Source organism: Nocardioides sp. BP30, assembly GCF_029873215.1.
GTDB lineage: Bacteria > Actinomycetota > Actinomycetes > Propionibacteriales > Nocardioidaceae > Nocardioides.
On record NZ_CP123620.1, the window covers coordinates 729,406 to 753,062 of the forward strand.

Consider the following 23,657-nt stretch of genomic DNA (forward strand, 5'->3'; position numbering starts at 1 on the left):
GTCCTCGCACCATCCGGCCGTGCCCGCGGTGCTGCCGCAGTGCGTCGGGGACGGAGGCCCGATTCGACGGGGACGGAGGCCCGATTCGACGGGGACGGAGGCCCGATTCGACGAATGACACTGCTGTAGTTCGGGAATTACATGGTTGTCATTGTCAATGCGACACGCCGGTTAAAGCTGTGAAAGTTGGGGTTTTTGTTGCTCATGTGACTGTTGAGACGTTAAGTTCACCGGCGTGCCTACCTCGAAGCGGACCCTTGGAACCGCGGCCGTGCTCTCGCTCGGCCTCGCCTCGGCCTGCCTGATGACGTCCTCGGCGATCGCGCAGCCGCACCAGCCGATCCCCAGCAAGCAGGACGTGGCGCAGGCCCAGCAGGCGGTGACGAGCAAGCAGAGTGAGGTCGGCCGGATCCGGGCGCAGCTGGCGAGCGCCAACACCCGGCTGCAGCAGGCCAGCGACACCGCTGAGATCGCCGCCGAGGCCTACAACGGCGCGCAGTGGAAGGCCGACCAGGCCCGGACGGCAGCGGACCAGGCCCGCGAAGCGGCGAAGCAGGCCCAGGCCGCTCAGCAGGCGCAGCGCAAGGCGTACGCCCAGAGCGTGGTCGGCGACTACCAGGCCGCACCCGAGCTGACCTCACTGGCGGGTATGGCCAAGGCAGACGGGATCGACCAGATCCAGCAGCAGACCCAGGCGATGAACACCTCGCAGACGGCGCTCAACGCGCAGTACGGCCGGCTCCAGGCCGCGGCCTCCCTGGCCAAGGTCACCTCCAGCCAGGCCGCAGACACCGAGCGCAAGGCAGCCGCTGCCGAGGCGGAGGCCAAGCAGAAGCGCGACGCCGCGGCGACGGCCGCGCAGAAGGCGCAGGACGAGGCGGCAGGCATCGCCGTACAGAAGACGAAGCTGATCCGGCAGCTGGCCCACCTCAAGCACGTCAGCGTGAAGATCGCAGCGAAGCGGCAGGCCGCGCTCGAGGAGCGGGCCGAGGAGCGCGCGGCCGCTGCCGCCGCGGCGAAGGAGGCCGCCGAGGCAGCGGCGAAGCAGGCCGCCGCCGAGGCGCAGGCGAAGGCCGCCCAGCAGCGCGAGTCGCAGAAGGGCGCCCGCACCGGCACCATGCCGAGCGCACAGGCGGCGCCGAGCGCCTCGAGTCACGCCGACCAGGCCCCGGCCACCAGCGCCTCAGGCGTGTCAGCAGCCCTCTCCTTCGCCCGAGCCCAGATCGGCGAGCCCTACGTGTGGGGCGCCGCCGGGCCGAGCAGCTGGGACTGCTCCGGCCTGGTCATGCGGGCCTGGGAACAGGGCGGCATCGACCTGCCGCACTACTCGGTCGCGCAGTACGAGGAGTCGACGCCGATCAGCTTCGGCGACCTCCGCCCCGGTGACCTGGTCTTCTGGGGCACCACCGAGAACCCCGGCTCGATCCACCACGTCGCGCTCTACGCCGGCAACGGCATGATCATCCAGGCCCCGCACACCGGGGCCGACGTCGACGAGGTCTCGATGTACTCCTGGACGGCACCGAACTTCTTCGCCCGTCCCTGAGGCGCCGACCGGGTTCGGAGGAGGCGGGTCGGGGATACCTTCGGGGGCATGAGCACCGACGACCTGACCCAGGGCCTGGCCGCCGCCCTCGACGGCCGTGACGCGGACGTACGCCGCCAGGTCCGTGACCAGCTGATCCCGCACGCCGGCCTGTTGCACGAGGCAGACGAGCTGCCGCGCGATGCCTATCGCGAACGCGTGCGCGACCTGCTCCTGGAGATGACGAAGTCGGGTCTGACCGGCCTCGGCTTCCCCAAGGAGTACGGCGGGGCGGGGGACGTCGGCGCCTCCATCGCCGCCTTCGAGACGCTGGCGCTGGGAGACCTGTCGATCCTGGTGAAGTCGGGTGTGCAGTTCGGCCTGTTCGGCGGCGCGATCCTGCACCTCGGCACCGAGCGGCACCACGAGGCCTACCTCTCCGACGTGGTCTCCGGACGACTGCTGGGATGCTTCGCGATGACCGAGCACGGGCACGGCTCGAACGTCGCCGAGCTCGGCACCACCCTCACCTACGACCCGGACACCGACGAGCTCATCGTCACGACCACCGACGCCAACGCCTACAAGGACTACATCGGCAACGCCGCCAAGGACGGTGAGCTCGCGGTCGTGTTCGCGAACCTGGTGGTCGCGGGGGAGAAGCACGGGGTGCACGCGGTGCTCGTGCCGATCCGTGTCGACGGCCGGCCCGCCCCCGGCGTACGGATCGAGGACGATGGCCCGAAGATGGGCCTCAACGGCGTGGACAACGGCCGGCTGTGGTTCGACGACGTCCGGGTGCCGCGGGCCAACCTGCTCAACCGGTTCGCCGACATCACCGACGACGGCCGCTACGAGAGCTCGATCGAGAACCCGAACCGGCGCTTCTTCACCATGCTCGGCACGCTCGTCCAGGGTCGCGTGAGCGTCGGCGGAGCGGCGCTGGGCGCAGCCAGGTCGGCCCTGACGATCGCCACCCTGTACGCCGACCGCCGCCGCCAGTTCGGCTCCGGCGATGGGCAGGAGATGCTCCTGCTCGACTACGGCCAGCACCAGCGTCGGCTGCTCCCGCTGATCGCCCGCACCTACGCTCTCACCTTCGCCCAGGAGGTGCTGCGCGAGCAGTTGCACGAGGTCTTCAGCGCGCCGCCGGAGACCGTCGAGACCCAGACCCGCCGCGAGCTGGAGTCACGTGCCGCCGGTACCAAGGCTCTGGCCACCTGGCACGCCACCCGCGCCATCCAGGAGTGTCGGGAGGCCTGTGGTGGCGCCGGCTACCTGGCGGCCAACCGGTTCGCCGCGCTCAAGGCCGACACCGATGTCTTCACCACCTTCGAGGGTGACAACACGGTGCTCCTCCAGCTGGTCGCCAAGGGCCTGCTGACCGATTACGCCAGCGACTTCGAGGACCTCGACCAGTTCGGCATGGTCCGCTTCGTGACAGGGGTCGCCGTGGAGACGGTGCTGGAGCGGACAGCGGCGCACAAGCTGCTGGAGCGTGTCCGGGACCTGCTGCCTGGCGGCGACTCCTGGGACCAGGAGGCCGAGCTGCGCGACCCGGAGTACCACCTCGCGATGCTCCGCTTCCGCGAGGAGCACATGCTGGGCGGCGTGGCGCGCCGGCTCAAGCGCGGCGTCGACGCCGGCGGCGACCCGGCCGCTGTCTTCTCCGGCGTGCAGGACCACGTGATCGCCTCGGCGCACGCCCACGTGGAGCGGCTTGTCCTCGAGGCGTTCACCGCCAAGGTCGACAAGCTGCCCGACGGGCCGACCAAGGATCTCCTGGCGCGGGTGTGCAGCCTGCACGCACTCGGCGAGATCGAGCGCGACCGCGCCTGGTTCCTCGAGCACGGCCGGCTCAGCGTGGCACGGTCCAAGGCGATCTCCCGCGAGGTCGGCGCGCTGTGCCGCGAGCTGCGCCCCTCGGCGAGCACGCTGGTCGAGGCGTTCAGCGTCCCGCGCGAGCTGCTCCGCGCCGAGGACCTGATCGGCTGATGGCCGCCGAGCACGTCGACCTCGGCCCGGCCCGTGACGAGGTCGGGCTGCTGGTCGTGCTGCCGGGCCGTGGCTACCACCCGGACAAGCCGTTGCTCGCGGTGGCGACCCAGGCAGCCGTGGATCTGGGCTGGCGGGTGCGGCAGGTCTGGTGGAAGGCACCCGAGCAGGTGGATACCGCCTGGGCCGGCGCGCAGCTCGCTGACGCCGTCAGCGGCTACGACGGGCCGGTGCGGCTGCTGGCCAAGTCGCTGGCCAGCCTCGCCGCGCACGAGGCGGCGCGGGCGGCGTACGGGTCCTGCTGGCTGACGCCGCTGCTCGGCCGTGACGACGTCGTCGAGGGCATCGCTGCCAACCGGGCCACGCAGCTGCTCGTCGGCGGTACGGCGGACGAGGCGTGGGACTCCGCGACGGCGCAGCGGCTCGCGGGTCGGGGGGTCGAGGTGCTGGAGCTGCCCGGTGCGGATCACTCGCTGAACGCCAGGGGCAGGAACGCGACCGCCAGCGCGCATGCTGAGTTCATCCGCGTCTTCGGGCGCTGGCTGGCGGAAAGGGAATGACCCCCAGGGGTCGCAACCGCACGTTGTCGGGCAATGCTTCGCCCACCAACATGCGGAATTGACCCCCAGGGGTCACAACCGCAACCGCAACCGCAACCGCAACCGCAACCGCAACCGCAGAAGGCTCAGTACCCGGCGGCCTTCGCCCGCTCGTACGACGCCTCGATCTCCGTGATCGCGGCGTCGCGGCCCACCCAGTCAGAGCCCTTGACGGACTTGCCCGGCTCGAGGTCCTTGTAGCGCTCGAAGAAGTGCTTGATCTCGTCGAGGTCCCAGTTGGCGACGTCGTCGATGTCCTGGATGTCGTCGAAGCGCGGGTCGTTCGGGACGCACAGGACCTTCTCGTCCTGGCCCTTCTCGTCCTCCATCACGTACATCGCGACGGGGCGGCACTCGACCACCACGCCGGGGTAGACGGGGAACGGCAGCAGCACGAGCGCGTCCAACGGGTCGCCATCGCCGCCGAGGGTGCCCTCGATGTAGCCGTAGTCGGTCGGGTAGACCATCGAGGTGAACAGCACGCGGTCGAGGCGGATCTTGCCGCTCTCGTGGTCGACCTCGTACTTGTTGCGCGAGCCCTTCGGGATCTCGATCAGGACGTCGAACGTCAGCGTCATGTGTGTGCCTCCGCAAGTGTTGTGACGTGCCATTCTCCACCACAATGGCGGTCGCACTCTCATCAGCCCTGATTCCTCACGCGTCGAGGAGCAGGCTCCCAGGAGGTCATCGGTGTCACGCTCGGGTCAGCGCCGTCGGCTCGGCCGGTTCGCTCTGGTCGGGCTCGTCGTCCTCCTCCTCGTCGTCGGTGGGGCGACCTGGAGCCTGGGCTGGGTCGACCACTGGCGCGGTCACGACCGCGTCGCCGCCACGCCCCCGCCGCTGCCGTTGAGCGTGCACCCACCCTCGCCGAGCCCGGCCCCGGCGATCGCCGCCCCCAGCGACGGCACCCTGAAGCCCGAGGCCGTACGCCGGGTCCTGCGCCGCGGTCTCACCGCGGCTCTCGGCGACCACGTCCTCGCGGCCGTGGCGGGCACCACGGGTGCCGCCGTCGCGTCCCGCGGGTCCGGCGTGGCCACGCCGGCCTCGACGAACAAGCTGCTCACCGCCGCGACGGTGCTGACTCTCGACGGCCCGGAGAAGCGGTTCGCCACCCGCGTCGTCGCGGGCACCGGGCACCGGATCGTGCTGGTCGGGGGCGGCGATCCGCTGCTCGCGGCGCGCCCCGACAAGGGCTATCCGCAGGCCGCGGACCTCACGACGCTCGCCCGCGAGACGGCAGCGGCGCTGCGGCAGCGCGGCACCCACCGGGTGCGGCTGCAGTACGACGCCGGCCTGTTCACCGGGCCCGCTGTCAACCCTTCCTGGCCGCCGAGCTACATCAGCGAGGGGGTGGTCGCGCCGATCACCGCGCTGTGGGCCGACGAGGGCCGGACCCACGGGGGCGACGGCCGCGTCGCCGACCCGGCCGCCGACGCGGCCCGGACCTTCGCGAACGCCCTGACCGCCGCCGGGATCGGTGTCGCCGGCTCACCGAGCGCTGCGACGGCTCCGGCCGGCGCGACGCTGCTGGCGCAGGTGCAGAGTCCGCCGCTGCGCGAGATCGTCGACCACGTGCTGGAGACCAGCGACAACGAGGGCGCCGAGGTGCTCGCCCACCAGGCCGGTCTCGCGGCCGGTACCGGCGGCAGCTTCGCCGGCGGCGTGGAGGCGGTCACGACGACGCTGACCAAGCTCGGTGTGGACACCACGGGGCTGACGCTGCACGACGGCAGCGGCCTCTCGCGCGCGGACCGGCTCTCCGCCACGACGCTGGTCCAGGTGCTGCAGAAGGCGGCCACCCAGGCGCGGTTGGCGCCGATCGTGAGCGCCCTGCCGGTCGCCGCGTTCAGCGGCTCCCTGCTGGAGCGGTACGACGACCACGCCGACGCGGGGCGCGGCGTGGTCCGGGCCAAGACCGGCACGCTGACCGGTGTGGACGCGCTCGCCGGGTACACCCGCGACGCGGACGGCAGCCCCGTGGTGTTCGCGGTCGTGGCCGACCGCGTCGACGTACCGGACACGCTCAAGGCGCGCGACGCCCTCGACGCGTTGGCCAGCGCGCTGACGACTTGCCGCTGCGGATAGGTTCGAGGACATGACGGCAGCGGGGTACGGCGCTCGCGAGGACGGTGGCAGCGCCCAGGGGATGGTCGACTGGGACTTCGCCGTCCGCATCGGCTCGGGCATCGCCGGCGAGGGCCCGCAGGTCAGCCGGGCCGAGGGCGCTGCGGTGGTGGCCGAGCTGCGTGCCGACGCCGGCCGGGCGACGGGTCTGGTCAAGGAGTTCACCGGCCTCGACGCGCCCGCCGACACCGCTCCGGTGCTGGTGGTCGACCGTGCCGGCTGGGTGCAGGCCAACGCCGACGCGTTCGCGCACGTCATCGCGCCCGTGGTCGACAAGCTGGTCGACAAGCGTCCGATGAGCGGCATCGCCCGCAGCGTCGGCGCCAAGGTCACCGGCGCCGAGGTGGGCGGCCTGCTGGGCTTCTTGTCCAGCAAGGTGCTGGGCCAGTTCGACCCGTTCGCCGAGACGGCTGCCGGCCCGCACGGGCGGCTGCTGCTGGTGGCGCCCAACATCGTCCACGTGGAGCGCGAGCTCGGCGTCGACCCGACCGACTTCCGGCTCTGGGTGTGCCTGCACGAGGAGACCCACCGGGTGCAGTTCACCGCGAATCCGTGGCTGCGTGACCACCTCCTCGGTGAGATCAAGGCGCTCGCGGACACGATGGACGTGCAGAGCATGCTCGGCGACGGGCTGTCCCGGGCGGTCGAGGCGATCAAGGGCAACGGCAACCTGCTGGAGGCCGTCTCCTCGCCCGAGCAGCGCGAGATCATGGACCGCGTCACCGGCGTGATGTCGCTACTCGAAGGGCACGCCGACGTGGTGATGGACGACGTGGGGCCGACCGTCATCCCCTCGGTGGCGACCATCCGCACGGCCTTCGACAAGCGCCGCAAGGGCATCGGCACCCTCGACCGGGTGCTGCGCCGGCTGCTCGGCCTGGAGCAGAAGATGGCCCAGTACCGCGATGGTGCCGTCTTCGTGCGCACCGTCGTGGACAAGGTCGGCATGGAGCAGTTCAACGCTGTCTTCACCGGTCCCAAGACCCTGCCCTCCAAGGACGAGATCCACCACCCCGAGCGGTGGATCGCCAGGGTGCTGTGACCGTGCCGGTCACGTGGACGGCGCGGTGAGCCTGCCGGCCCCGGTCGCCGCCGTACGTCGCGGTGTGCGTGAGACGCTGACCCTCGTGCCGGCCGGTGCGGGTCGGGTGTGGCTGCCGGACTCGGCCGGCGCGCCGGTGCTGGTCGCCTGCTCGGGCGGCGCCGACTCACTCGCCCTGCTCTCCGCGACCATCTTCGAGCTGCGGCGCAGCGACAACCAGGTGATCGGCGTCGTCGTCGACCACGGCCTCCAGGACGGTTCCGCCGAGCACACCTCCCGGGTGGTCGCTCAGATGGCGGCGATGGGCGCGGACGAGACCGCGTCGATCCGCGTCAGCGTCGACTCGACGGCTATCGGCGTCGAGGCGGGCGCCCGCGAGGCCCGGTACGCCGCCCTCGCCCAGCTCGCCATCCACTTTGGTGCCCGCACGGTGCTGCTCGGGCATACCCGCGACGACCAGGCCGAGACCGTGCTGCTCGGGCTCGCGCGGGGCAGCGGCGGCCGCTCGATCGCCGGCATGCGGCACAGCTTCACCAGGGGCGGCGTCGCCTTCCGGCGTCCGTTGCTGGACGTGACCCGGGAGCAGACCGAGGCGGCGTGCCGGCACGAGGGCCTCGACTTCTGGGTCGACCCGCACAACGCCGACCCGCGCTTCCTGCGGGCGCGCGTCAGGCACGACGTGCTGCCCGTGCTGGAGCGGGAGCTCGGGCCCGGCGTCGCGGCCACGCTCGCACGCACGGCCGAGCAGCTGCGACCCGACATGGAGTTCCTCGACGATTTCGCCGAGAGGCTGTTCGGCGACGCCCGCGAGGAGATCGACGGCGTGCCCACGGCAGGGCTCGGCGTACGGGTGCGGATCGAGCCCGTCGAGCCGATGGGCCGGGCGATGCGGACCCGGGTCGCGCGGCTGGCGGCGCTGGAGGCCGGCTGCCCGGGCGACGAGCTCTTCGCCCTCCACATCAACGCGGTGGCGGACCTGCTGGTCCATGGCGCGGGCGGTCGCCGGATCCAGCTGCCGGGGCACGTCACCGCCTACCAGGACGCCGGCGTCCTCGCCTTTCGGCGTACTGGCTCAGGCCCCTCGGCCGCCGCCGGTTAGTGTTGCGGCCATGGACTCCGCGCACGTCGGCGACGACCTCGTCAAGGTGCTCTTCACCGAGGAGCAGATCCACGCCAGGCTCAAGGAGATGGCGGCCCAGATCGACCAGGACTACGAGGGCAAGGACCTCCTCATCGTCGGCATCCTCAAGGGTGCGGTGATGGTGATGGCCGACCTGGCGCGGTCCTTCGGCCGCCACGTCGAGATGGACTGGATGGCGGTCTCCTCCTACGGTTCGGGCACGCAGTCCAGCGGCGTCGTACGGATCCTCAAGGACCTCGACACCGACATCTCGGGACGACACGTGCTGATCGTGGACGAGATCATCGACACCGGCCTCACCCTGTCGTGGTTGACCTCCAACCTGGCCTCGCGCAACCCCGCCTCCGTCGAGATCGCGACCCTGCTGCGCAAGCCGGAGGCGCAGCAGATGCCCGTCGAGGTCAAGTACGTCGGATGGGACATCCCCAACGAGTTCGTCGTCGGCTACGGGCTCGACTTCCGCGAGCGCTACCGCAACCTGCGCGACATCGGCACGCTGGCGCCCCACGTCTACTCCTGAGCATCCCCTGCCTGGAGATTTCCTTGGTAGGGGACAATGAGATCGACGAGGCGGCACGAATCGCCCGTTCGGCTCGTTGTAGTCCTCGTCAACTCCGTAGTCAGCGTCCGAGAGAAGCCTTGTGAAGCGCATAGCCAAGAGTCCGTGGCTCTGGATCATCGTCGCCGTGGTGGGTGTGCTGCTCGCCCTGCAGTACCTCGCGCCCCATGGCGGCGGGGACGAGATCTCCACCTCCCAGATGGTCAAGTACATCGACAACGGTGACGTCAAGGACATCACCTTCGTCGACGGTGACCAGCAGATCCGTGCCACCCTCAACGACGGCGTGCGCAGCTCCGGCGACAAGGTGTCCACGCACTGGGTCGACGGCGCGCAGGAGTCGCTGATCAGCAAGGTCCAGCAGCAGGTCGACGACGGCAAGATCCAGGAGTACAACTCCCAGGTCGCCCAGCCGAGCCTGCTCGGCTCGATCTTCAGCTTCCTGCTGCCCTTCATCTTCATCGTGCTGCTCTTCCTGTTCCTGATGAACCAGGTCCAGGGCGGCGGCGGTCGCGGCGTGATGCAGTTCGCCAAGTCCAAGGCGAAGCTGATCACCAAGGACATGCCGAAGACGACCTTCGCCGACGTCGCCGGCGTCGACGAGGCGGTCGAGGAGCTCCAGGAGATCAAGGAGTTCCTGCAGGAGCCCGCGAAGTTCCAGGCGGTCGGTGCGAAGATCCCCAAGGGCGTGCTGCTCTACGGTCAGCCCGGTACCGGCAAGACCCTGCTCGCCCGCGCCGTGGCAGGCGAGGCCGGCGTCCCGTTCTACTCCATCTCCGGCTCGGACTTCGTCGAGATGTTCGTCGGCGTGGGTGCCTCCCGCGTCCGCGACCTGTTCGAGCAGGCCAAGGAGAACGCGCCGGCGATCGTCTTCATCGACGAGATCGACGCCGTCGGTCGCCACCGCGGCGCCGGCATGGGCGGAGGCCACGACGAGCGTGAGCAGACCCTCAACCAGCTTCTGGTCGAGATGGACGGCTTCGACGTGCGCGGCGGCGTCATCCTGATCGCCGCGACCAACCGGCCCGACGTGCTCGACCCGGCGCTGCTGCGGCCGGGACGCTTCGACCGGCAGGTCCAGGTCGACGCCCCGGACCTGACCGGCCGCTTCCAGATCCTGCAGGTGCACTCGCGCGGCAAGCCGCTCGCCACCGACATCGACCTGATGGCCGTCGCCCGGCGTACGCCCGGCTTCTCCGGCGCCGACCTGGCCAACGTGCTCAACGAGGCGGCGCTGCTCACCGCGCGCAGCAACCAGAAGCTGATCACCAACCAGAACCTCGACGAGGCGATCGACCGCGTGGTCGCCGGTCCGCAGAAGCGCACCCGGGTGATGAGCGACCACGAGAAGCTCATCACCGCCTACCACGAGGGCGGACACGCCCTGGTCGCTGCCGCGCTGCCGCACAACGATCCGGTGCACAAGATCACGATCCTGCCGCGCGGTCGCGCGCTGGGCTACACGATGGTGATGCCCGACGAGGACAAGTACAGCCAGACCCGCAGCGAGATGCTGGACAAGCTGGCCTACATGCTCGGTGGCAGGGCCGCGGAGGAGATGATCTTCCACGATCCGACCACCGGTGCGGGCAACGACATCGAGAAGGCCACCAACCTGGCCCGCGCGATGGTCACCCAGTTCGGCATGACCGAGCGGCTCGGCGCGATCAAGCTCGGCGACTCCAACTCCGAGCCGTTCCTGGGGCGCGACCTCGGCCACTCCCGGAACTACTCCGAGGATGTCGCCGCCGTGGTCGACGAGGAGACCAAGAAGCTGCTGGCGAACGCCCACCAGGAGGCGTTCGACATCCTGGAGGAGAACCGCGACGTCCTCGACGCGCTGGTGCTCGCGCTGCTGGACAAGGAGACGCTGAACAAGGAGGAGATCGCCGCTGTCTTCGAGCCGCTGCGCCGTCGTCCCCAGCGTCCCGCCTGGACGGGCTCCCCGACCCGCAAGCCCTCGTCCTTGCCCGCCGTGGAGATCCCGCAGGAGATCCGTGACCGGGCCAACGGCCGGGCGGCCAACGCGGCATCGAGCGAGAACGGCGGAGCCGTGCTGACCCCTCCGGGCTCCGGCGGCGACGTGCACGGTGACCCGGGCGTGATCCCGCCGGCTGGCGGAACCCAGCCGCCGCTCTCGTGAGCACCGGCGAGTTCGACCAGGCCCGGGCGGAGGCAGCCGTCCGGGAGCTGCTCCACGCCATCGGCGAGGACCCCGACCGGGAGGGCCTGCTCGACACCCCGGCCCGGGTCGCCAGGGCGTACGCCGAGCTCACCGCGGGGCTGCGGCAGGAGCCGGAGGACGTCTTGACGACGACCTTCGACCTGGGGCACGACGAGCTGGTGCTGGTGCGCGACATCGAGCTGTGGTCGATGTGCGAGCACCATCTGGTGCCGTTCACCGGCGTGGCGCACGTCGGCTACATCCCGGCCGAGTCGGGCAAGATCACCGGCCTCTCGAAGCTGGCCAGGCTGGTCGACGTCTACGCCAAGCGGCCGCAGGTCCAGGAGCGGCTGACCACCCAGGTCGCGGACGCGTTGATGCGGATCCTCGAGGCGCGGGGTGTGATCGTCGTGATCGAGGCCGAGCATCTGTGCATGACCATGCGCGGGGTGCGCAAGGCCGGCGCGCGGACGATCACCTCGGCGGTGCGGGGCAGCATGCGAAGCAACGCCTCCACCCGCGCCGAGGCGATGGCGCTGATCAACCGCCCGACCGCGCACTGAGTCGGGCCTGCGTCCGGGTTGAGTCGGGCCTGCGTCCGGGTTGAGTCGGGCCTGCGTGCGGGTTGAGTCGGGCCTGCGTCTCGACGATCCGGTCGGCCGCCCGTGGCCCGCGGTTCGGGCGCGCCGGGCGCTGCTCAGACGGCGAACTGGCGAACCAGGGAGTCCAGCTCGGTGGCGAGGCTGGCGAGGGCGGCGGCTGCCTCGGCCGTGCCGGCGGCGCCGGACTGGGCTGCGGCGGCCGAGGTTGCTGCGGAGGCGGTGTCGGCGGCGATGCCGTTGGTGCCGGTGGCCGCCTCGGTCACCGAGCGGGAGATCTCGCTCGTGGTGGCGCTCTGCTCCTCGACCGCGGCGGCGATGGTCACCTGGATCTCGTAGATCGAGTTGATCACCTCGCCCACCTCGCTGATGGCGGTGGCGGCACCGGCGCTGTCGCGCTGGATCGCCTCGATCAGCCGGCCGATCTCGTCGGTGGCCTTGGCCGTCTCGCCCGCGAGCTCCTTGACCTCGTTGGCCACCACCGCGAAGCCCTTCCCGGCCTCGCCGGCGCGCGCGGCCTCGATGGTGGCGTTGAGGGCGAGCAGGTTGGTCTGCTGGGCGATCGAGGTGATGACCTTGATGACCTGGCCGATCTCGACCGAGGAGCTGCCCAGCGCCTCGATGGTGCCGCTGGCGGACCGGGCCCGTTCCACGGCGTCGGAGGCCACCGAGGAGGCCTGGGTCGCGTTGCGGGCGATCTCGGAGATGCTGGCGCTCATCTGTTCGGCGGCGCTGGCCACGGTGTGCACGTTGCCGGAGACCTGGCCGGCCGCCGAGGACACGCTCCCGACGAGGGCGGCGGCGTCGTCGACGCTGCGCCCCATCTCGCCGCTGACAGCGCTGAGCTCCTCCGAGGCGCTGGCGACCGAGGCTGCGGTCTGGCCGATGCGGGTCATGCTGGCCCGCAGCGAGGAGACCAGCGCGCGGACGGAGTCGGCCATCTGGCCGACGTTGTCCTCCCCGGCCAGTGCGAGCTCCTGGGTGAGGTCGCCCCGGGCGACCGAGGCGAGGTAGTCCCGGACGACCTCCACGCGCGCGGCCGTCTGTGCCGCTGCCTCCGCGGCCTCCCGGGCGCGGGAGGCGTCGGCCTCGGCGGCGGCCCGCTGCCGGGCGTGCTCGGCCTCGAGCTGCTCGCGCTCGGCGCGGGCTCGCTCCTCGGCCAGCTGGCGCTCGCGCTCCTGCTCGCGCGCGGCCTGGGCCTGCTCGGCCTCGGCGCGCTCGCGCTCGAGCCGCGCCTCCCGCTCGGCGTTCTCCCGCTCCAGCCGCGCGCGCTCCTCGGTGGCGCGACGGTCCGCCTCGGCACGGGCCAACCGCTCTGCCTCGGCCTCCCGGGCAGCGGCGTCGCCGGCGTCGAGGGCCTCGATGACCTGATCCACCGCGACCGAGATGCTGCCGACCTCGTCCTCCATGGAGTGCTCGACCCGCTTGCTGCGGTCGCCCGCGGCGATCGCCTGCAGCGACCCGACCACCCGGCGCAGCGGGCGGACGATGGAGCGGATCACCACGAAGGCGCCGACGATGAACAGCAGCAGCCCGACGATGGAGACGGTGGTGATGATCAGCCGCAACGAGGAGGCGGCGTCCTGGATCGCGATTACCTGCTGGTCGACGATGGCGTCGGTGGCATCGTCGGCGGTGTTGAACAGTACGTCGACGGCCGCGCTCGCATCGCTGTTCGCCTTGTTGTCGAGCTTGCCCATCGTGGCGCCGTCGTTCTCCAGCGCGGCGGCGTGGATGTCGGCGAGGTAGGAGTGGTAGGCAGTGGTCGCCTTGACCATCTTCTGCAAGAAGGCACGCGACTGCGCATCGGGGTTCAGTGCCAGCGCGGCCTGATACTTCTGCAGCGCCGTCTGGTAGTGACTCTCGGCGGTCTGGTAGAGCGAGTTCGACGCCTGGTCGGGCTCGTGCCCGATGACCGCGCCGACGTACTCGCCGGTGAAGGTGCGCTGGAGCAACCACTCCTCGTAGCCCGCGTTGAGCTTGCTGGAGACCTGCGCCGTCGTTCGGTTGGCATGGGTCAGCGTGACGACCCGGTCCACCTTGATCGCGCCGACCACGGTGACGATCAGCAGCGCGACCACGCCCACGCCGACCATCGCGATCAGGCGCTGCCGGATCGTCACCCGCTTGTAGAACGGAGAGCGGCCCGCGCGGCGGCGGCCGCGGCCGGGCAGGTCGGCGCCGGGCAGGTCGGCGCCGGGCAGGTCGGCGCCGGGCAGGTCGCCACCGGGCAGGTCGCCACCGGGAGTGCTTTCGGACTCGACCAGCGACGCTTCGCGCTCGGGGCCCCGCGGCGCGGGAACGACGAGGTCGGTGGGAGCGGCGGAGGATTCGTACAGCGCGGTCACGACGCTTCCTTCGGCGAACGCGTGACGAAACTTACGCTAACGATCGCTCAGCCCCCGGTAGGGGTGTGGGCGCCGATCCCGGCGGTGCGCGGCAGTGGTCCCGACTCCGGTAGGTTCGTGGCGTGTTCGCGCCGATCGGGCGTCCCCGGGTGATGGGGATCGTCAACGTCACGCCTGACTCCTTCAGCGACGGCGGCCGGTTCCTGGCGACCGACGACGCGGTGTCGCACGGACACGAGCTGCTCGACGACGGTGCCGACATCCTCGACATCGGGGGCGAGTCCACCCGGCCCGGTGCCACCCGGCCGCTGGTCGGTGAGGAGCTGGCGCGGGTGATCCCGGTCATCGAGGAGCTCGCCCAGGCGGGCGCCGTGGTCTCGGTGGACACCATGCGCGCCGAGGTGGCCGAGGCGGCGCTGGCTGCGGGAGCCCGGATCGTCAACGACGTCTCGGGAGGCCTGGCGGATCCACGGATCCTCCCCGTCGTCGCCGGCTCCGAGGCGGTCTTCGTGGCCATGCACTGGCGCGCGCACAGCAGCACGATGCAGCACTTCACCCAGTACGCCGACGGCGTCGTGGAGACCGTCCGAGCAGAGCTGGCGGACCGTCTGGCCGCCGCGCTGGCCGCCGGCATTCCCGAGGACCGCATCGTCCTCGACCCGGGGCTCGGCTTCTCCAAGACCGCCGACCAGAACTGGGAGCTGCTGCGCGGACTGGGCCGGATCGCCGATCTCGGCCGGCCCGTCCTGGTCGGGGCCAGCCGCAAGGCCTTCCTGGGCACGCTGCTGGCCGATGCCGACGGTCGTCCCCGACCGGTGGGCGAGCGGGAGAGTGCCCACGCCGTGATCACCGCGCACCTGGCCGCGGCGGGCGTGTGGTGCACCCGGGTGCACGACGTGCGAGCGACCCGCGACGCCCTCGCGGTGGTGCACAGACTGGACGATCCGCACGGACGAGACGATCAGGAGAGGGAGGACCGGCTGTGAGCGACGAGCTGGCCATCATCGGCATCGAGTGCTTCGGCCATCACGGTGTCTTCGAGTTCGAGAGACGTGAGGGACAGGTCTTCGTCATCGACCTGGTGCTGGGCCTGGACACCGCCCCGGCGGCGGCCTCCGACGACTTGCGCGACACCGTCGACTACGGGAGTCTCGTGGCGCAGGTCAAAGCACAGACCGAGCGTGACCCGGTCGATCTGATCGAGACCCTCGCCCAGCGGATCGCGGACGTCTGCCTCTTGGATGCCCGTGTTGAATGGGTGCGTGTCACGGTCCACAAGCCGGACGCTCCCATCGACGCGACGTTCTCGGACGTCGCGCTGACGATCACCAGAAGGGCAGATGCGTGACCGAGGTACCCAATCCCCACATCGTCGACGCCGACACCCTGACCGGCGAGATGCGTCCGATCCGACGGATCGTGCTCTCGATCGGCTCCAACCTCGGCGACCGGCTCGCCAACCTCCAAGGTGCCGTCGCCGCCCTCGTCGACACCCCTGACGTGTGGGTCACCGCCGTCTCTCCCGTCTACGAGACCGACCCGGTCGACAGCCCCGAGGACGCGGAGCAGTTCCTGAACGCGGTCGTCCTGGCCGACACCACCCTGTCGGCGGTGCGGGTCCTGGACCGCGCCCTGGCGATCGAGGACGCCTATGCCCGGGAGCGTTCGGACGTCACGAATGCGCCGCGCACCCTCGACGTCGACGTGATCCTCGTCGGCGACCGGATCAGCGAGGACCCGGCCCTGATCCTGCCGCACCCGCGGGCGCACGAACGTGCCTTCGTGCTGCGGCCGTGGGCCGACATCGAGCCGGGGGCGGAGATCCCGGGTCACGGGCCGATCCTCGCGCTGCTGGAGAAGACCGGCGAGGAAGGCGTCGCACGTCGCGACGACCTGGTCCTCGAGGTCGAGTGAGCGAGCCCCGGGAGCGGCTGCGGCCTATCTCGGGCGGGGCCCTCACCGGCTGGGGGGTCGTCGGACTCGTCGGCGGCTGGCTCCTGCACCGCGTCGCCGAGTCCTGGCGCGGCACCGCGCCGGTGGTGACCTGGCTGCAGCCGCTCGCGCTGCTGTTGGTCGCGCTCATCGTCGGCGGCACGGCCTGGGCGACGTGGCGCTCCGTGCAGGGCCGCAGCGAGCGCCTGGAGCCGCACCGGGCGGTCAACCGATTGGTCCTGGGCCGGGCCTGCGCCCTCGTGGGGGCGCTGATCGCCGGCGGGTACGCCGGGTACGCGGTCAGCTGGCTCGGGATGTCCGGCGATCCGCTCGCGGGCCAGCGGGTGTTGCGCTCGGCGATCGCCGCGGTGCTGGGGCTGTCGATCTGCGGTGCCGGCGTTCTCCTCGAGCGTGCGTGTCGCGTCCGTGACGACGACTCGGGCGACGTAACGTAACGGCCATGACTTCCCCAGCAGCAACATCCGCCACACGACGCCGTCAGCGCAGCACCCGCCTGACCGTCGCCGTGGTGCTGCTCGTCGCTGCGGCGGCGCTGGTCGTGGCAGCGGTGGCGGCGGGCTCGACGGCATTGACGGCCGGCGCCGGCCTCGCCGCTGTCGTCCTCGGTGCGATCGCCACCAAGATCACCCACACCGAGCTGCTGGTCTCCCGGCGCGAGGCCAACCGCGATCGCGCCGCGCAGGCCAAGGCCTACGTCGCTCTCACCGAGGAGCGGATCGCCGAGAACCGATCCTTCACCGAGGGCATCACCGCGACCGTCGCACAGGACCGCGCCGCCCAGGCCAAGACCGTCGCCGAGCTCGAGGCCGCGCTGGCTGCGGCTCACCAGCGTGCGGCCGAGGCCATCCGCTCGCGCGCGGAGGAGTCCCGCAAGGCCGCCGAGGCCCAGGTCGAGTCGACCAGCCTGCGCCAGCGCGTGGCCGACGCGGAGACCCGCGCCGCAGACGCGATCGTGCGCGTGGCCGAGCTGGAGCAGGAGCTCGACGCCGTACGGGCCGAGCTGACCGCCGCCCAGGCAGCGGCGAAGAAGAACGCCAGCGCCGCCTGAGTTCCGCCCCGGCCACGGTCAGGCTGACCGTGGCCTGTCTCCAACCTGACGAGCCGCAGGTATTGTCAGGCCGGTGACCTCCGCGCCGGACCTGCTCGACGCCATCAGTCCTGTGCCCGTGGGCACGTCCGTTCTGCACATCGGGCCACACAAGACGGGCACGTCGGCGTTGCAGCTGGCGATGCGCCGGGCCCGGGAGGACATGCTGGACCAGGGGGTCCTCCTCGCCGGCCCGGGCGCCGGCGACGGCGATGGCGACGGTGTCCGCTTCGCCCTCGGCATGCGCACCACCCTCGGCGACGACGTCGGCCGACAGGTGTGGGAGCGGATCAGGGCGGATCTCACCGACACCTCCGTGCCCCGCCGCGTCTTCAGCCGGGAGACCTTCGCCAACGCCACCACGAAGCGTGCCCGGGTGCTGGTCGAAGCGCTCGGGCACGGCGCCGTGCCGCTGCACGTCGTGGTCTCCGCCCGCCCGCTCGCCGAGCTGATCCCCAGCCAGTACAGCCAGTTCGTGCAGCGGGGGACCTGCCTCATGCCGTTCGAACCATGGGTGCGCGAGGTCTTCGCCGACCGTAGTCAGGAGCGGACCGCACGGATGTTCTGGAAGCGCCACAGCCACGACGAGCAGGTACGCCGCTGGGGTGACCTCGTCGGGCACGAGAACGTGACAGTGGTGGTCGTGGATCGCAAGGAGCCGCTGTTCCTCGCGCATGCCTTCGAGCGACTCCTGGCCCTGCGAACGGACACGATCGCGGCGTTGATGGAGCACGATCGCAGCAACCGGTCGCTGACGATGGCCGAGATCGACCTGGTGCGTCAGTGGCACGAGATCACCGCCGAGACCGGAGCCGACCACGGCAAGGTCGTGCGGCTCGCCTGGCGGCTCTGCTACCACCTCCGCAGCTTCAACCCCGAGCCGACCGATCCGCGGCTCACCCTGCCTCCGTGGGCGGTCGAGCTGGCCAACGAGCGCTCGGCGGCCGGGGCCGCGGCCATCGTGGCATCGGGTGCACATGTCGTAGGAGACCTGAGCTCGCTCTCCGCCGTGGGGGTGCCTGCTTGACGCACAGATGGTGAACAGGTGGCGGAGAGGCTGAGCTCATCTGCCCCTCCTAGTTTCGCCACGTGAGCGTTGCCGTCCGTCCCTTCCCCGCGGACACGGCGGTGTTGCACATCGGCCCGCACAAGACCGGGACCACGGCGCTCCAGCAGGCGATGCGTCAGGCCCGCGAGGCCATGCTCGCCCAGGGCGTCCGGGTCGCCGGCCGAGGCCCCGGTGACGGGGATGCGGCCCGTTACGCCATCCGGTTGACGCCGATCCGCGGGGAGGAGTTCGGCCGCGAGGCGTGGGATTCGGTCAAGGCCGATCTCGCCGACCCGTCGGTGCCACGACGCATCTTCAGCCGGGAGACCTTCGCCAATGCCGGAGACGCGCGAGCGGGACGGCTGATCGAGGAGCTCGGGCCCGTCCAGGTGGTGCTGAGCGCGCGACCGCTCGCCGAACTCATCCCCAGCCAGTACAGCCAGTTCGTCCAGAGCGGGATCTGCACCAGGCCCTTCGAGAGCTGGCTCGATCTGCTCTTCGCCGACGATGCCGCGGATGCCGACGAGCGGAGCGTGCGCCTGTTCTGGAAACGGCACCGCCACGACGTCCAGGTCCGTCGGTGGGGCTCGTTGGTGGGTGCCGAGCGAATCACCGTCGTCGTCGTCGACCATCGTGACCGGCTCTTCTTGGCCCGTTCCTTCGAGCAGCTTCTCGACCTGCGTGCCGGCACCCTCGTCGACCCGATCCGGTCGGTGCGGCAGAACCGGTCGCTCACGCTCGCCGAGCTTGAGCTCGTCAGGCGGTGGCAGGAGCTCGCCGTCCCCAGCGGGGCATCGCGCAGCGAGCTGTTCAGCCTCGGCTGGCAACTGTGCAGCCACCTGCGTCGCCATGACGCCGAGCCCGCCGACGGCTCGCTCACCCTGCCCTCCTGGGCGGTCGGGGAGGCCAACCGGCGGGCTGCGGCGAGCGCCGACGAGATCATTGCATCGGGTGCTCGAGTGGTGGGCGAGCTGGGCAGACTCTCCGCCGCCTCTCCGCCGTCTGTGACGTCCTAGGCCGACTTCACAGCCCCTCAAAGAGCGTTGCCAGGAAAGAATCAGGTCCGTGCAAGAGCGGCTTCCTAGCGTCCGTCGGCGTGAGCGTTGCCGTCCGTCCTGTTCCTGCCGGCTCCGCGGTGCTGCATATCGGCCCGCATAAGACCGGGACGTCGGCGCTCCAGCATGCGATGCGCCTCGGTCGGGCCGACCTGCTCGAGCAGGGGGTCCGGCTTGCAGGTCGCGGTCCGGGCGACGGCGACGGCGCGCGCTACGGGCTCGGTATGAAGCCGTCGCGACCGGTCGAGTTCGCCCGAGCAGCGTGGGAGACCATCAGGTCCGACATGGCCGACACCTCGGTCGAGCGGCGGTTCTTCAGCAAGGAGACCTTCGCCAACGCCGGAGACGCCAGGGCCCGGCGCGTCGTGGAGGAGCTGAGTGGTGGTGGTCGCTTCCCCCTCCATGTCGCGATCACGGTGCGTCCCCTGGCCGAGCTGATCCCCAGCCAGTACAGCCAGTTCGTGCAACGGGGCACGACGCTGCGGTCCTTCGAGGACTGGTGTCAGGTCGTGCTCGCCGGCGACACCGAGGACCGCAGCGTTCGGGTCTTCTGGAAGCGGCACAGCCACGACGAGCAGGTGCACCGTTGGGGGCGGCTCGTCGGGTTCGAGAACGTCACGGTGGTCGTGGTCGACCGCAGCGCGCCGCTGTTCCTGCCACAAGCCTTCGAGCAGATCCTCTGCCTCCGCCCAGGAACCCTCGCCGACCGGATGACGCCTCACCGCGGCAACCGCTCGCTGACCCGACCCGAGATCGACCTGGTGCGCGGATGGCACACGATCACCTTGCAGACCGGAGCCGACCAAGGACAGGTCGCCCGTCTGGCCTGGAAACTGTGCCAGCACCTGCGCCGCTTCGACCCGGACCCGGACGCGCCTCGCGTCTCGATGTCGGCCGCCGCGATCGAGCAGGCCGAGGAGCGCGCCCGGGCGATCGCCGCCGCGATCGCCGGCTCGGGCGTGCAGGTCGTCGGCGACCTCGGCGCGCTCGCCGCCGACCGTGGGCGGCCCTGAACGACGCCGCACCGATAGCCTTCCGCGGGTGACCACCTTCTCGCTCGTCACCGCCGTCTACGGTGTGGAGCGCTACCTCGATGCGTTCATCGAGTCGCTCGAGGAACAGACCTATCCCCACGAGCGGATCCAGATCGTGGCCGTCGACGACGGCTCGACCGATGGCTCGCTGGACCGGCTGCGGCTCTGGGCGGCCGAGGGCAGCTTCGAGATCGTCGTGCTGACCAAGGAGAACGGCGGCCAGGCCTCGGCCCGCAACCTCGGCCTGGACCACGCCACCGGCGACTGGATCACCTTCACCGACCCCGACGACCGGCTGGACGCTCGCTACTTCGCCACCATGGCGGCCTTCCTCGAGCGCCACCCCGGCACCGACGTCGCCGCCGCCGCGTTCTGGATGCTCGACGACGCGACCGGCGAGCTGTCCAACACCCATCCGCTGCGGGCGCGCTTCAACGACGGCAACATCCTGCGTGACCTCAGTGTCTTCGGCGACTACTTCTTCGGCAGTGCGCACGCCGGCTTCTTCCGCCGCTCCCGTCTGGAGAAGCTCGGCCTGCGCTTCGACACGCGGATCCGACCGAACTTCGAGGACGGGCACTTCACCTCCCTCTACCTGCTCGACCTGCCGGCCCCGAAGGTCGGCTTCGTCCGCTCCGCGCACTACCACTACCGCAAGCGTGACGACGGCAGCTCGACGATGCAGAAGAGCCTGCTGGACCCGCGGCGCTACACCGACGCGCTGCGCTACGGCCACCTCGACCTGCTGCAGCGAGCCGCGGCGAGCGGCGGCGTACCGCGTTGGCTCGCCGGCCTGATCGTCTACGAGTTGTCGTGGTACCTGTCGCTGCACGACGCCCGCGACGGCCGCACCGCCGCCAAGGGCGAGGTGGCCGCTGAGTTCCACCGCCTGCTCGGCGAGATCGTCGCGCTCCTGCCCCAGGAGGTGATCGACAGCTTCGCCTGGCGCCAGCTCAAGCCGCACAACCGCGCGCTCCTGCTGCACGGCTACGACGCGCAGCCGTGGCACGCGACCGAGGCGGTCATCGACAAGGTCGACCGCGCACGGCGACTGATGCGGCTCTCCTACCTCTACACCGGTACGGCGCCGAGCGAGCGGCTCCTGGTCGGCGGGACCGAGGTGCGGCCCCGGTATGCCAAGATCCGCGACCACGTCTCGCACGACCAAGTCCGGGTCCACGAGCGACTGCTGTGGGTGCCGACGACCGTCTCGGCGCGGCTCCAGCTCGAGGGCCGCGACGTGCAGATCCTGCCCGAGCCGCGCCGGCGGCCGCACCCGACGGTGCGCCCGCTGCAGCTGCAGCGCCTCCTCGACCCGACCCCCTCGCCGCTGGTGCCGCAGCCCGAGAGGACGGCGACGCCGGCCGAGGAGCGGCTGCTGGAGACCGCCCGTGGCCGCCGGGCACGCAAGTACGCCGACGCCTGGGTCCTCATCGACCGGATCCACGACGCCGACGACTCCGCCGAGCACCTCTTCCACCACCTGCGCGCCCACCATCGCGAGGTCAACGCCTGGTTCGTTCTCGAGCAGGGCACGCCCGACTGGGAGCGGCTGCGGCGTACGGACAAGGACCGGCTGGTCGCCTTCGGCAGCGAGGAGTGGAAGCTCCTGATGCTCAACGCCGAGCACCTGGTCAGCAGCCACCCCGACACCGCCGTGTCACGGCCGCCGGCGCTGGGCTTCGCCGCGCCGACCTGGCGGACCACCTTCCTGCAGCACGGCGTGATCAAGGACGATCTCTCCGGCTGGCTCAACCGGCGCCCGCTCGACGTCTTCGTGACGAGCACGCCGGCCGAGCACGCCTCGATCGTCGGCGACCACACCGGCTACACCTACACCGACCTCGAGACGGTGATGACAGGGCTGCCCCGGTTCGACCGGCTGCTGGAGGCCGGACGACAGGTCGGTCGGACGCGGGACCTGGTGCTGGTGGCGCCGACGTGGCGGTTCTGGCTGATCCCACCGCAGGCCACCGAGCACCAGCGCCGCGAGGGCCTCGAGCCGGGCTTCCTGGCCTCGGAGTTCGTGCAGCGCTGGACCGCCTTCCTGCGTTCGCCGGAGCTGGCCGAGGCCTGCCGCCGGCACGGCCTCACGCTGGGGTTCCTGCCGCACCCGAACCTCCAGCAGGCCCTCCCGCTGCTCGACCTGCCCGACCACGTGCAGCCGCTGCGCTTCGAGGGGACCGACGTGCGCCGCCTGGTCGCCCGCTCGGCGCTGCTCGTGACCGACTACTCCTCGATGGCGTTCAACGCCGCCTACATCGACCGGCCGGTGCTCTACTACCAGTTCGACGCCGATCGGGTGCTGGCCGGCGACCACGTCGGCGGCCGGGGATACTTCGACTACGAGCGCGACGGCTTCGGGCCCGTCCTCGCCTCCCACGAGGCTGCGGTCGCGGCGGCCGTGGCGCAGCTCGACGCTGGCCCCGAGCCGCTCGCCCCGTACGCCGCGCGCACCGCAGCGACCTTCCCGTTGCGCGACGGCGGCTGTTGTGAGCGGGTCACCCAGGCGATCCTCGCCTCGGCGCGACCCGTGACAGATGCGGTGGAGGCGGGCGGTGGCTGAGCCGGCGGTGGTGGCGGTGATGGGCAGCTGCATCACCCGCGACAACTTCAACAGCCGGTTCAACCCGGGCTACCGCGACCGGTTCACCTGCCCGCTGCACCAGAACCAGACGTCCCTCATCTCGCTGATGTCGACGCCGATCGAGGCGCCATGGCGGCCGACCAGGGAGATGAACGACTACGACCGGTGGAACGTCGCCACCGAGCTCGACAAGTCCTTCCTCGCCGAGGTCGTCGCACTCCAGCCGGACTACCTGATCCTCGACTTCTTCGCCGACGCCTTCTTCGGGGTCGCCCAGCTCGACACCGGCGAGTACGTCACCGACAACCGCTGGAAGCTGCGGCGTACCGATCTCTACCGGGACTGGGCCGACCGGGGGCGGCTGACGAGGGTCAAGCTGGTGCGGGACGCGGAGGTCTACCTCCCCCTGTGGGAGGCCGCCTTCGAGGCGTTCGTGCGCTTCGCCCGCGACCGGCTGCCGGCGACCACGCTGGTGCTGCATCGCGGCCGGTTCACCGACGGCCTGCTGCTGCCGGGTGCGTCCCGGCCGACCAGTCTGCGTGACCACCTCGGACCGAAGCGGCGCATCCCGGTCAAGCGCGCCAACCGGCGCTGGGCCGAACTCGACGACCACGCCGCCACCCGGGTGGACGCCGTCATCGACCTGACCGACCGGGACTACCCGAGCTTCCCCGACCACCCGTGGGGACCGTTCTACGTCCACTACGCGATGGAGTACTACCCGCGCTTCCTGGCCCAGCTGGCCACGATCGACGACCGGCTGCTGCGGCGGCGCTGAGGCAGGCGCCCCCGCGACC

The 23,657-nt window shown here is 71.1% G+C and carries 21 protein-coding genes; 19 read left to right on the top strand and 2 right to left on the bottom strand.

Annotated elements, in window-relative coordinates:
• The first annotated feature begins 271 nt into the window (after positions 1–271).
• From P5P86_RS03340 to P5P86_RS03350, 3 genes are read left to right on the top strand one after another with little or no spacing between them, the layout of a single operon-like run.
• On the top strand, positions 272–1,546 hold the full coding sequence (locus P5P86_RS03340) for a C40 family peptidase (RefSeq protein WP_280609864.1): 1,275 nt from the start codon (positions 272–274) through the stop codon (positions 1,544–1,546).
• Between the two features lie 48 nt (positions 1,547–1,594).
• Positions 1,595–3,520, top strand: a complete 1,926-nt coding sequence (locus P5P86_RS03345) for an acyl-CoA dehydrogenase family protein (RefSeq protein ID WP_280609865.1) — start codon at positions 1,595–1,597, stop codon at positions 3,518–3,520.
• Positions 3,520–4,080 carry a hypothetical protein gene (locus tag P5P86_RS03350; RefSeq protein WP_280609866.1) on the top strand — a complete coding sequence of 187 codons (561 nt, stop codon included), beginning with the start codon at positions 3,520–3,522 and terminating at the stop codon, positions 4,078–4,080. The genes P5P86_RS03345 and P5P86_RS03350 overlap by 1 nt, the downstream gene beginning before the upstream one ends.
• A 125-nt stretch (positions 4,081–4,205) precedes the next feature.
• On the opposite strand, the gene P5P86_RS03355 is transcribed toward P5P86_RS03350, so the two are convergent.
• Positions 4,206–4,697: an inorganic diphosphatase gene (locus tag P5P86_RS03355; protein ID WP_280609867.1), complete on the bottom strand. Its 492-nt coding sequence runs from the start codon at positions 4,695–4,697 to the stop codon at positions 4,206–4,208.
• A gap of 112 nt (positions 4,698–4,809) precedes the next feature.
• On the opposite strand from P5P86_RS03355, the gene dacB reads away from it, so the two are divergent.
• From dacB to folE, 6 genes are all read left to right on the top strand, one after another.
• A complete protein-coding gene (gene dacB / locus P5P86_RS03360; RefSeq protein WP_280609868.1) occupies positions 4,810–6,204 on the top strand; it encodes a D-alanyl-D-alanine carboxypeptidase/D-alanyl-D-alanine endopeptidase in 1,395 nt (464 codons plus the stop codon).
• Positions 6,205–6,214: 10 nt separating this feature from the next.
• Positions 6,215–7,285 (top strand): Rv3626c family coenzyme F420 biosynthesis-associated protein, encoded by a 1,071-nt coding sequence (locus P5P86_RS03365; protein ID WP_280609869.1) that lies wholly within the window; start codon positions 6,215–6,217, stop codon positions 7,283–7,285.
• A gap of 25 nt (positions 7,286–7,310) precedes the next feature.
• Complete coding sequence (gene tilS / locus P5P86_RS03370; protein ID WP_280609870.1) at positions 7,311–8,384, top strand: tRNA lysidine(34) synthetase TilS; 1,074 nt, start codon at positions 7,311–7,313, stop codon at positions 8,382–8,384.
• A gap of 10 nt (positions 8,385–8,394) precedes the next feature.
• The gene (hpt, locus tag P5P86_RS03375; protein WP_280609871.1) at positions 8,395–8,946 is read left to right on the top strand and encodes a hypoxanthine phosphoribosyltransferase; all 552 of its coding nucleotides are present in this window, start codon (positions 8,395–8,397) and stop codon (positions 8,944–8,946) included.
• Positions 8,947–9,067: 121 nt separating this feature from the next.
• Positions 9,068–11,128 carry an ATP-dependent zinc metalloprotease FtsH gene (gene ftsH, locus P5P86_RS03380; RefSeq protein ID WP_280609872.1) on the top strand — a complete coding sequence of 687 codons (2,061 nt, stop codon included), beginning with the start codon at positions 9,068–9,070 and terminating at the stop codon, positions 11,126–11,128.
• Complete coding sequence (folE, locus tag P5P86_RS03385; RefSeq protein ID WP_280609873.1) at positions 11,125–11,712, top strand: GTP cyclohydrolase I FolE; 588 nt, start codon at positions 11,125–11,127, stop codon at positions 11,710–11,712. Before ftsH ends, folE begins: the two co-directional genes overlap by 4 nt.
• 134 nt (positions 11,713–11,846) lie before the next feature.
• On the opposite strand, the gene P5P86_RS03390 is transcribed toward folE, so the two are convergent.
• Positions 11,847–14,096: a methyl-accepting chemotaxis protein gene (locus P5P86_RS03390; protein WP_280609874.1), complete on the bottom strand. Its 2,250-nt coding sequence runs from the start codon at positions 14,094–14,096 to the stop codon at positions 11,847–11,849.
• Positions 14,097–14,218: 122 nt separating this feature from the next.
• On the opposite strand from P5P86_RS03390, the gene folP reads away from it, so the two are divergent.
• The 10 genes from folP (at position 14,219) to P5P86_RS03440 (ending at position 23,638) form a co-directional block, all read left to right on the top strand.
• Entirely contained in the window at positions 14,219–15,082 is an 864-nt protein-coding gene (gene folP, locus P5P86_RS03395; protein WP_280609875.1) for a dihydropteroate synthase, read from the top strand.
• On the top strand, positions 15,079–15,444 hold the full coding sequence (gene folB, locus P5P86_RS03400) for a dihydroneopterin aldolase (RefSeq protein ID WP_280609876.1): 366 nt from the start codon (positions 15,079–15,081) through the stop codon (positions 15,442–15,444). The genes folP and folB overlap by 4 nt, the downstream gene beginning before the upstream one ends.
• Positions 15,441–16,010, top strand: a complete 570-nt coding sequence (gene folK / locus P5P86_RS03405) for a 2-amino-4-hydroxy-6-hydroxymethyldihydropteridine diphosphokinase (RefSeq protein ID WP_280609877.1) — start codon at positions 15,441–15,443, stop codon at positions 16,008–16,010. The genes folB and folK overlap by 4 nt, the downstream gene beginning before the upstream one ends.
• A complete protein-coding gene (locus P5P86_RS03410; RefSeq protein WP_280609878.1) occupies positions 16,007–16,483 on the top strand; it encodes a DUF3180 domain-containing protein in 477 nt (158 codons plus the stop codon). The genes folK and P5P86_RS03410 overlap by 4 nt, the downstream gene beginning before the upstream one ends.
• A gap of 5 nt (positions 16,484–16,488) precedes the next feature.
• On the top strand, positions 16,489–17,097 hold the full coding sequence (locus tag P5P86_RS03415; protein WP_280609879.1) for a hypothetical protein: 609 nt from the start codon (positions 16,489–16,491) through the stop codon (positions 17,095–17,097).
• A gap of 73 nt (positions 17,098–17,170) precedes the next feature.
• Positions 17,171–18,163, top strand: a complete 993-nt coding sequence (locus P5P86_RS03420; protein ID WP_280609880.1) for a hypothetical protein — start codon at positions 17,171–17,173, stop codon at positions 18,161–18,163.
• A gap of 62 nt (positions 18,164–18,225) precedes the next feature.
• Positions 18,226–19,200 carry a hypothetical protein gene (locus tag P5P86_RS03425; protein ID WP_280609881.1) on the top strand — a complete coding sequence of 325 codons (975 nt, stop codon included), beginning with the start codon at positions 18,226–18,228 and terminating at the stop codon, positions 19,198–19,200.
• An 80-nt stretch (positions 19,201–19,280) separates the two neighbouring features.
• Positions 19,281–20,252 carry a hypothetical protein gene (locus tag P5P86_RS03430; protein WP_280609882.1) on the top strand — a complete coding sequence of 324 codons (972 nt, stop codon included), beginning with the start codon at positions 19,281–19,283 and terminating at the stop codon, positions 20,250–20,252.
• Positions 20,253–20,280: 28 nt separating this feature from the next.
• Complete coding sequence (locus P5P86_RS03435) at positions 20,281–22,839, top strand: bifunctional glycosyltransferase/CDP-glycerol:glycerophosphate glycerophosphotransferase (RefSeq protein WP_280609883.1); 2,559 nt, start codon at positions 20,281–20,283, stop codon at positions 22,837–22,839.
• Positions 22,832–23,638 carry a DUF6270 domain-containing protein gene (locus P5P86_RS03440; protein ID WP_280609884.1) on the top strand — a complete coding sequence of 269 codons (807 nt, stop codon included), beginning with the start codon at positions 22,832–22,834 and terminating at the stop codon, positions 23,636–23,638. The genes P5P86_RS03435 and P5P86_RS03440 overlap by 8 nt, the downstream gene beginning before the upstream one ends.
• The last annotated feature ends 19 nt before the right edge of the window (positions 23,639–23,657 follow it).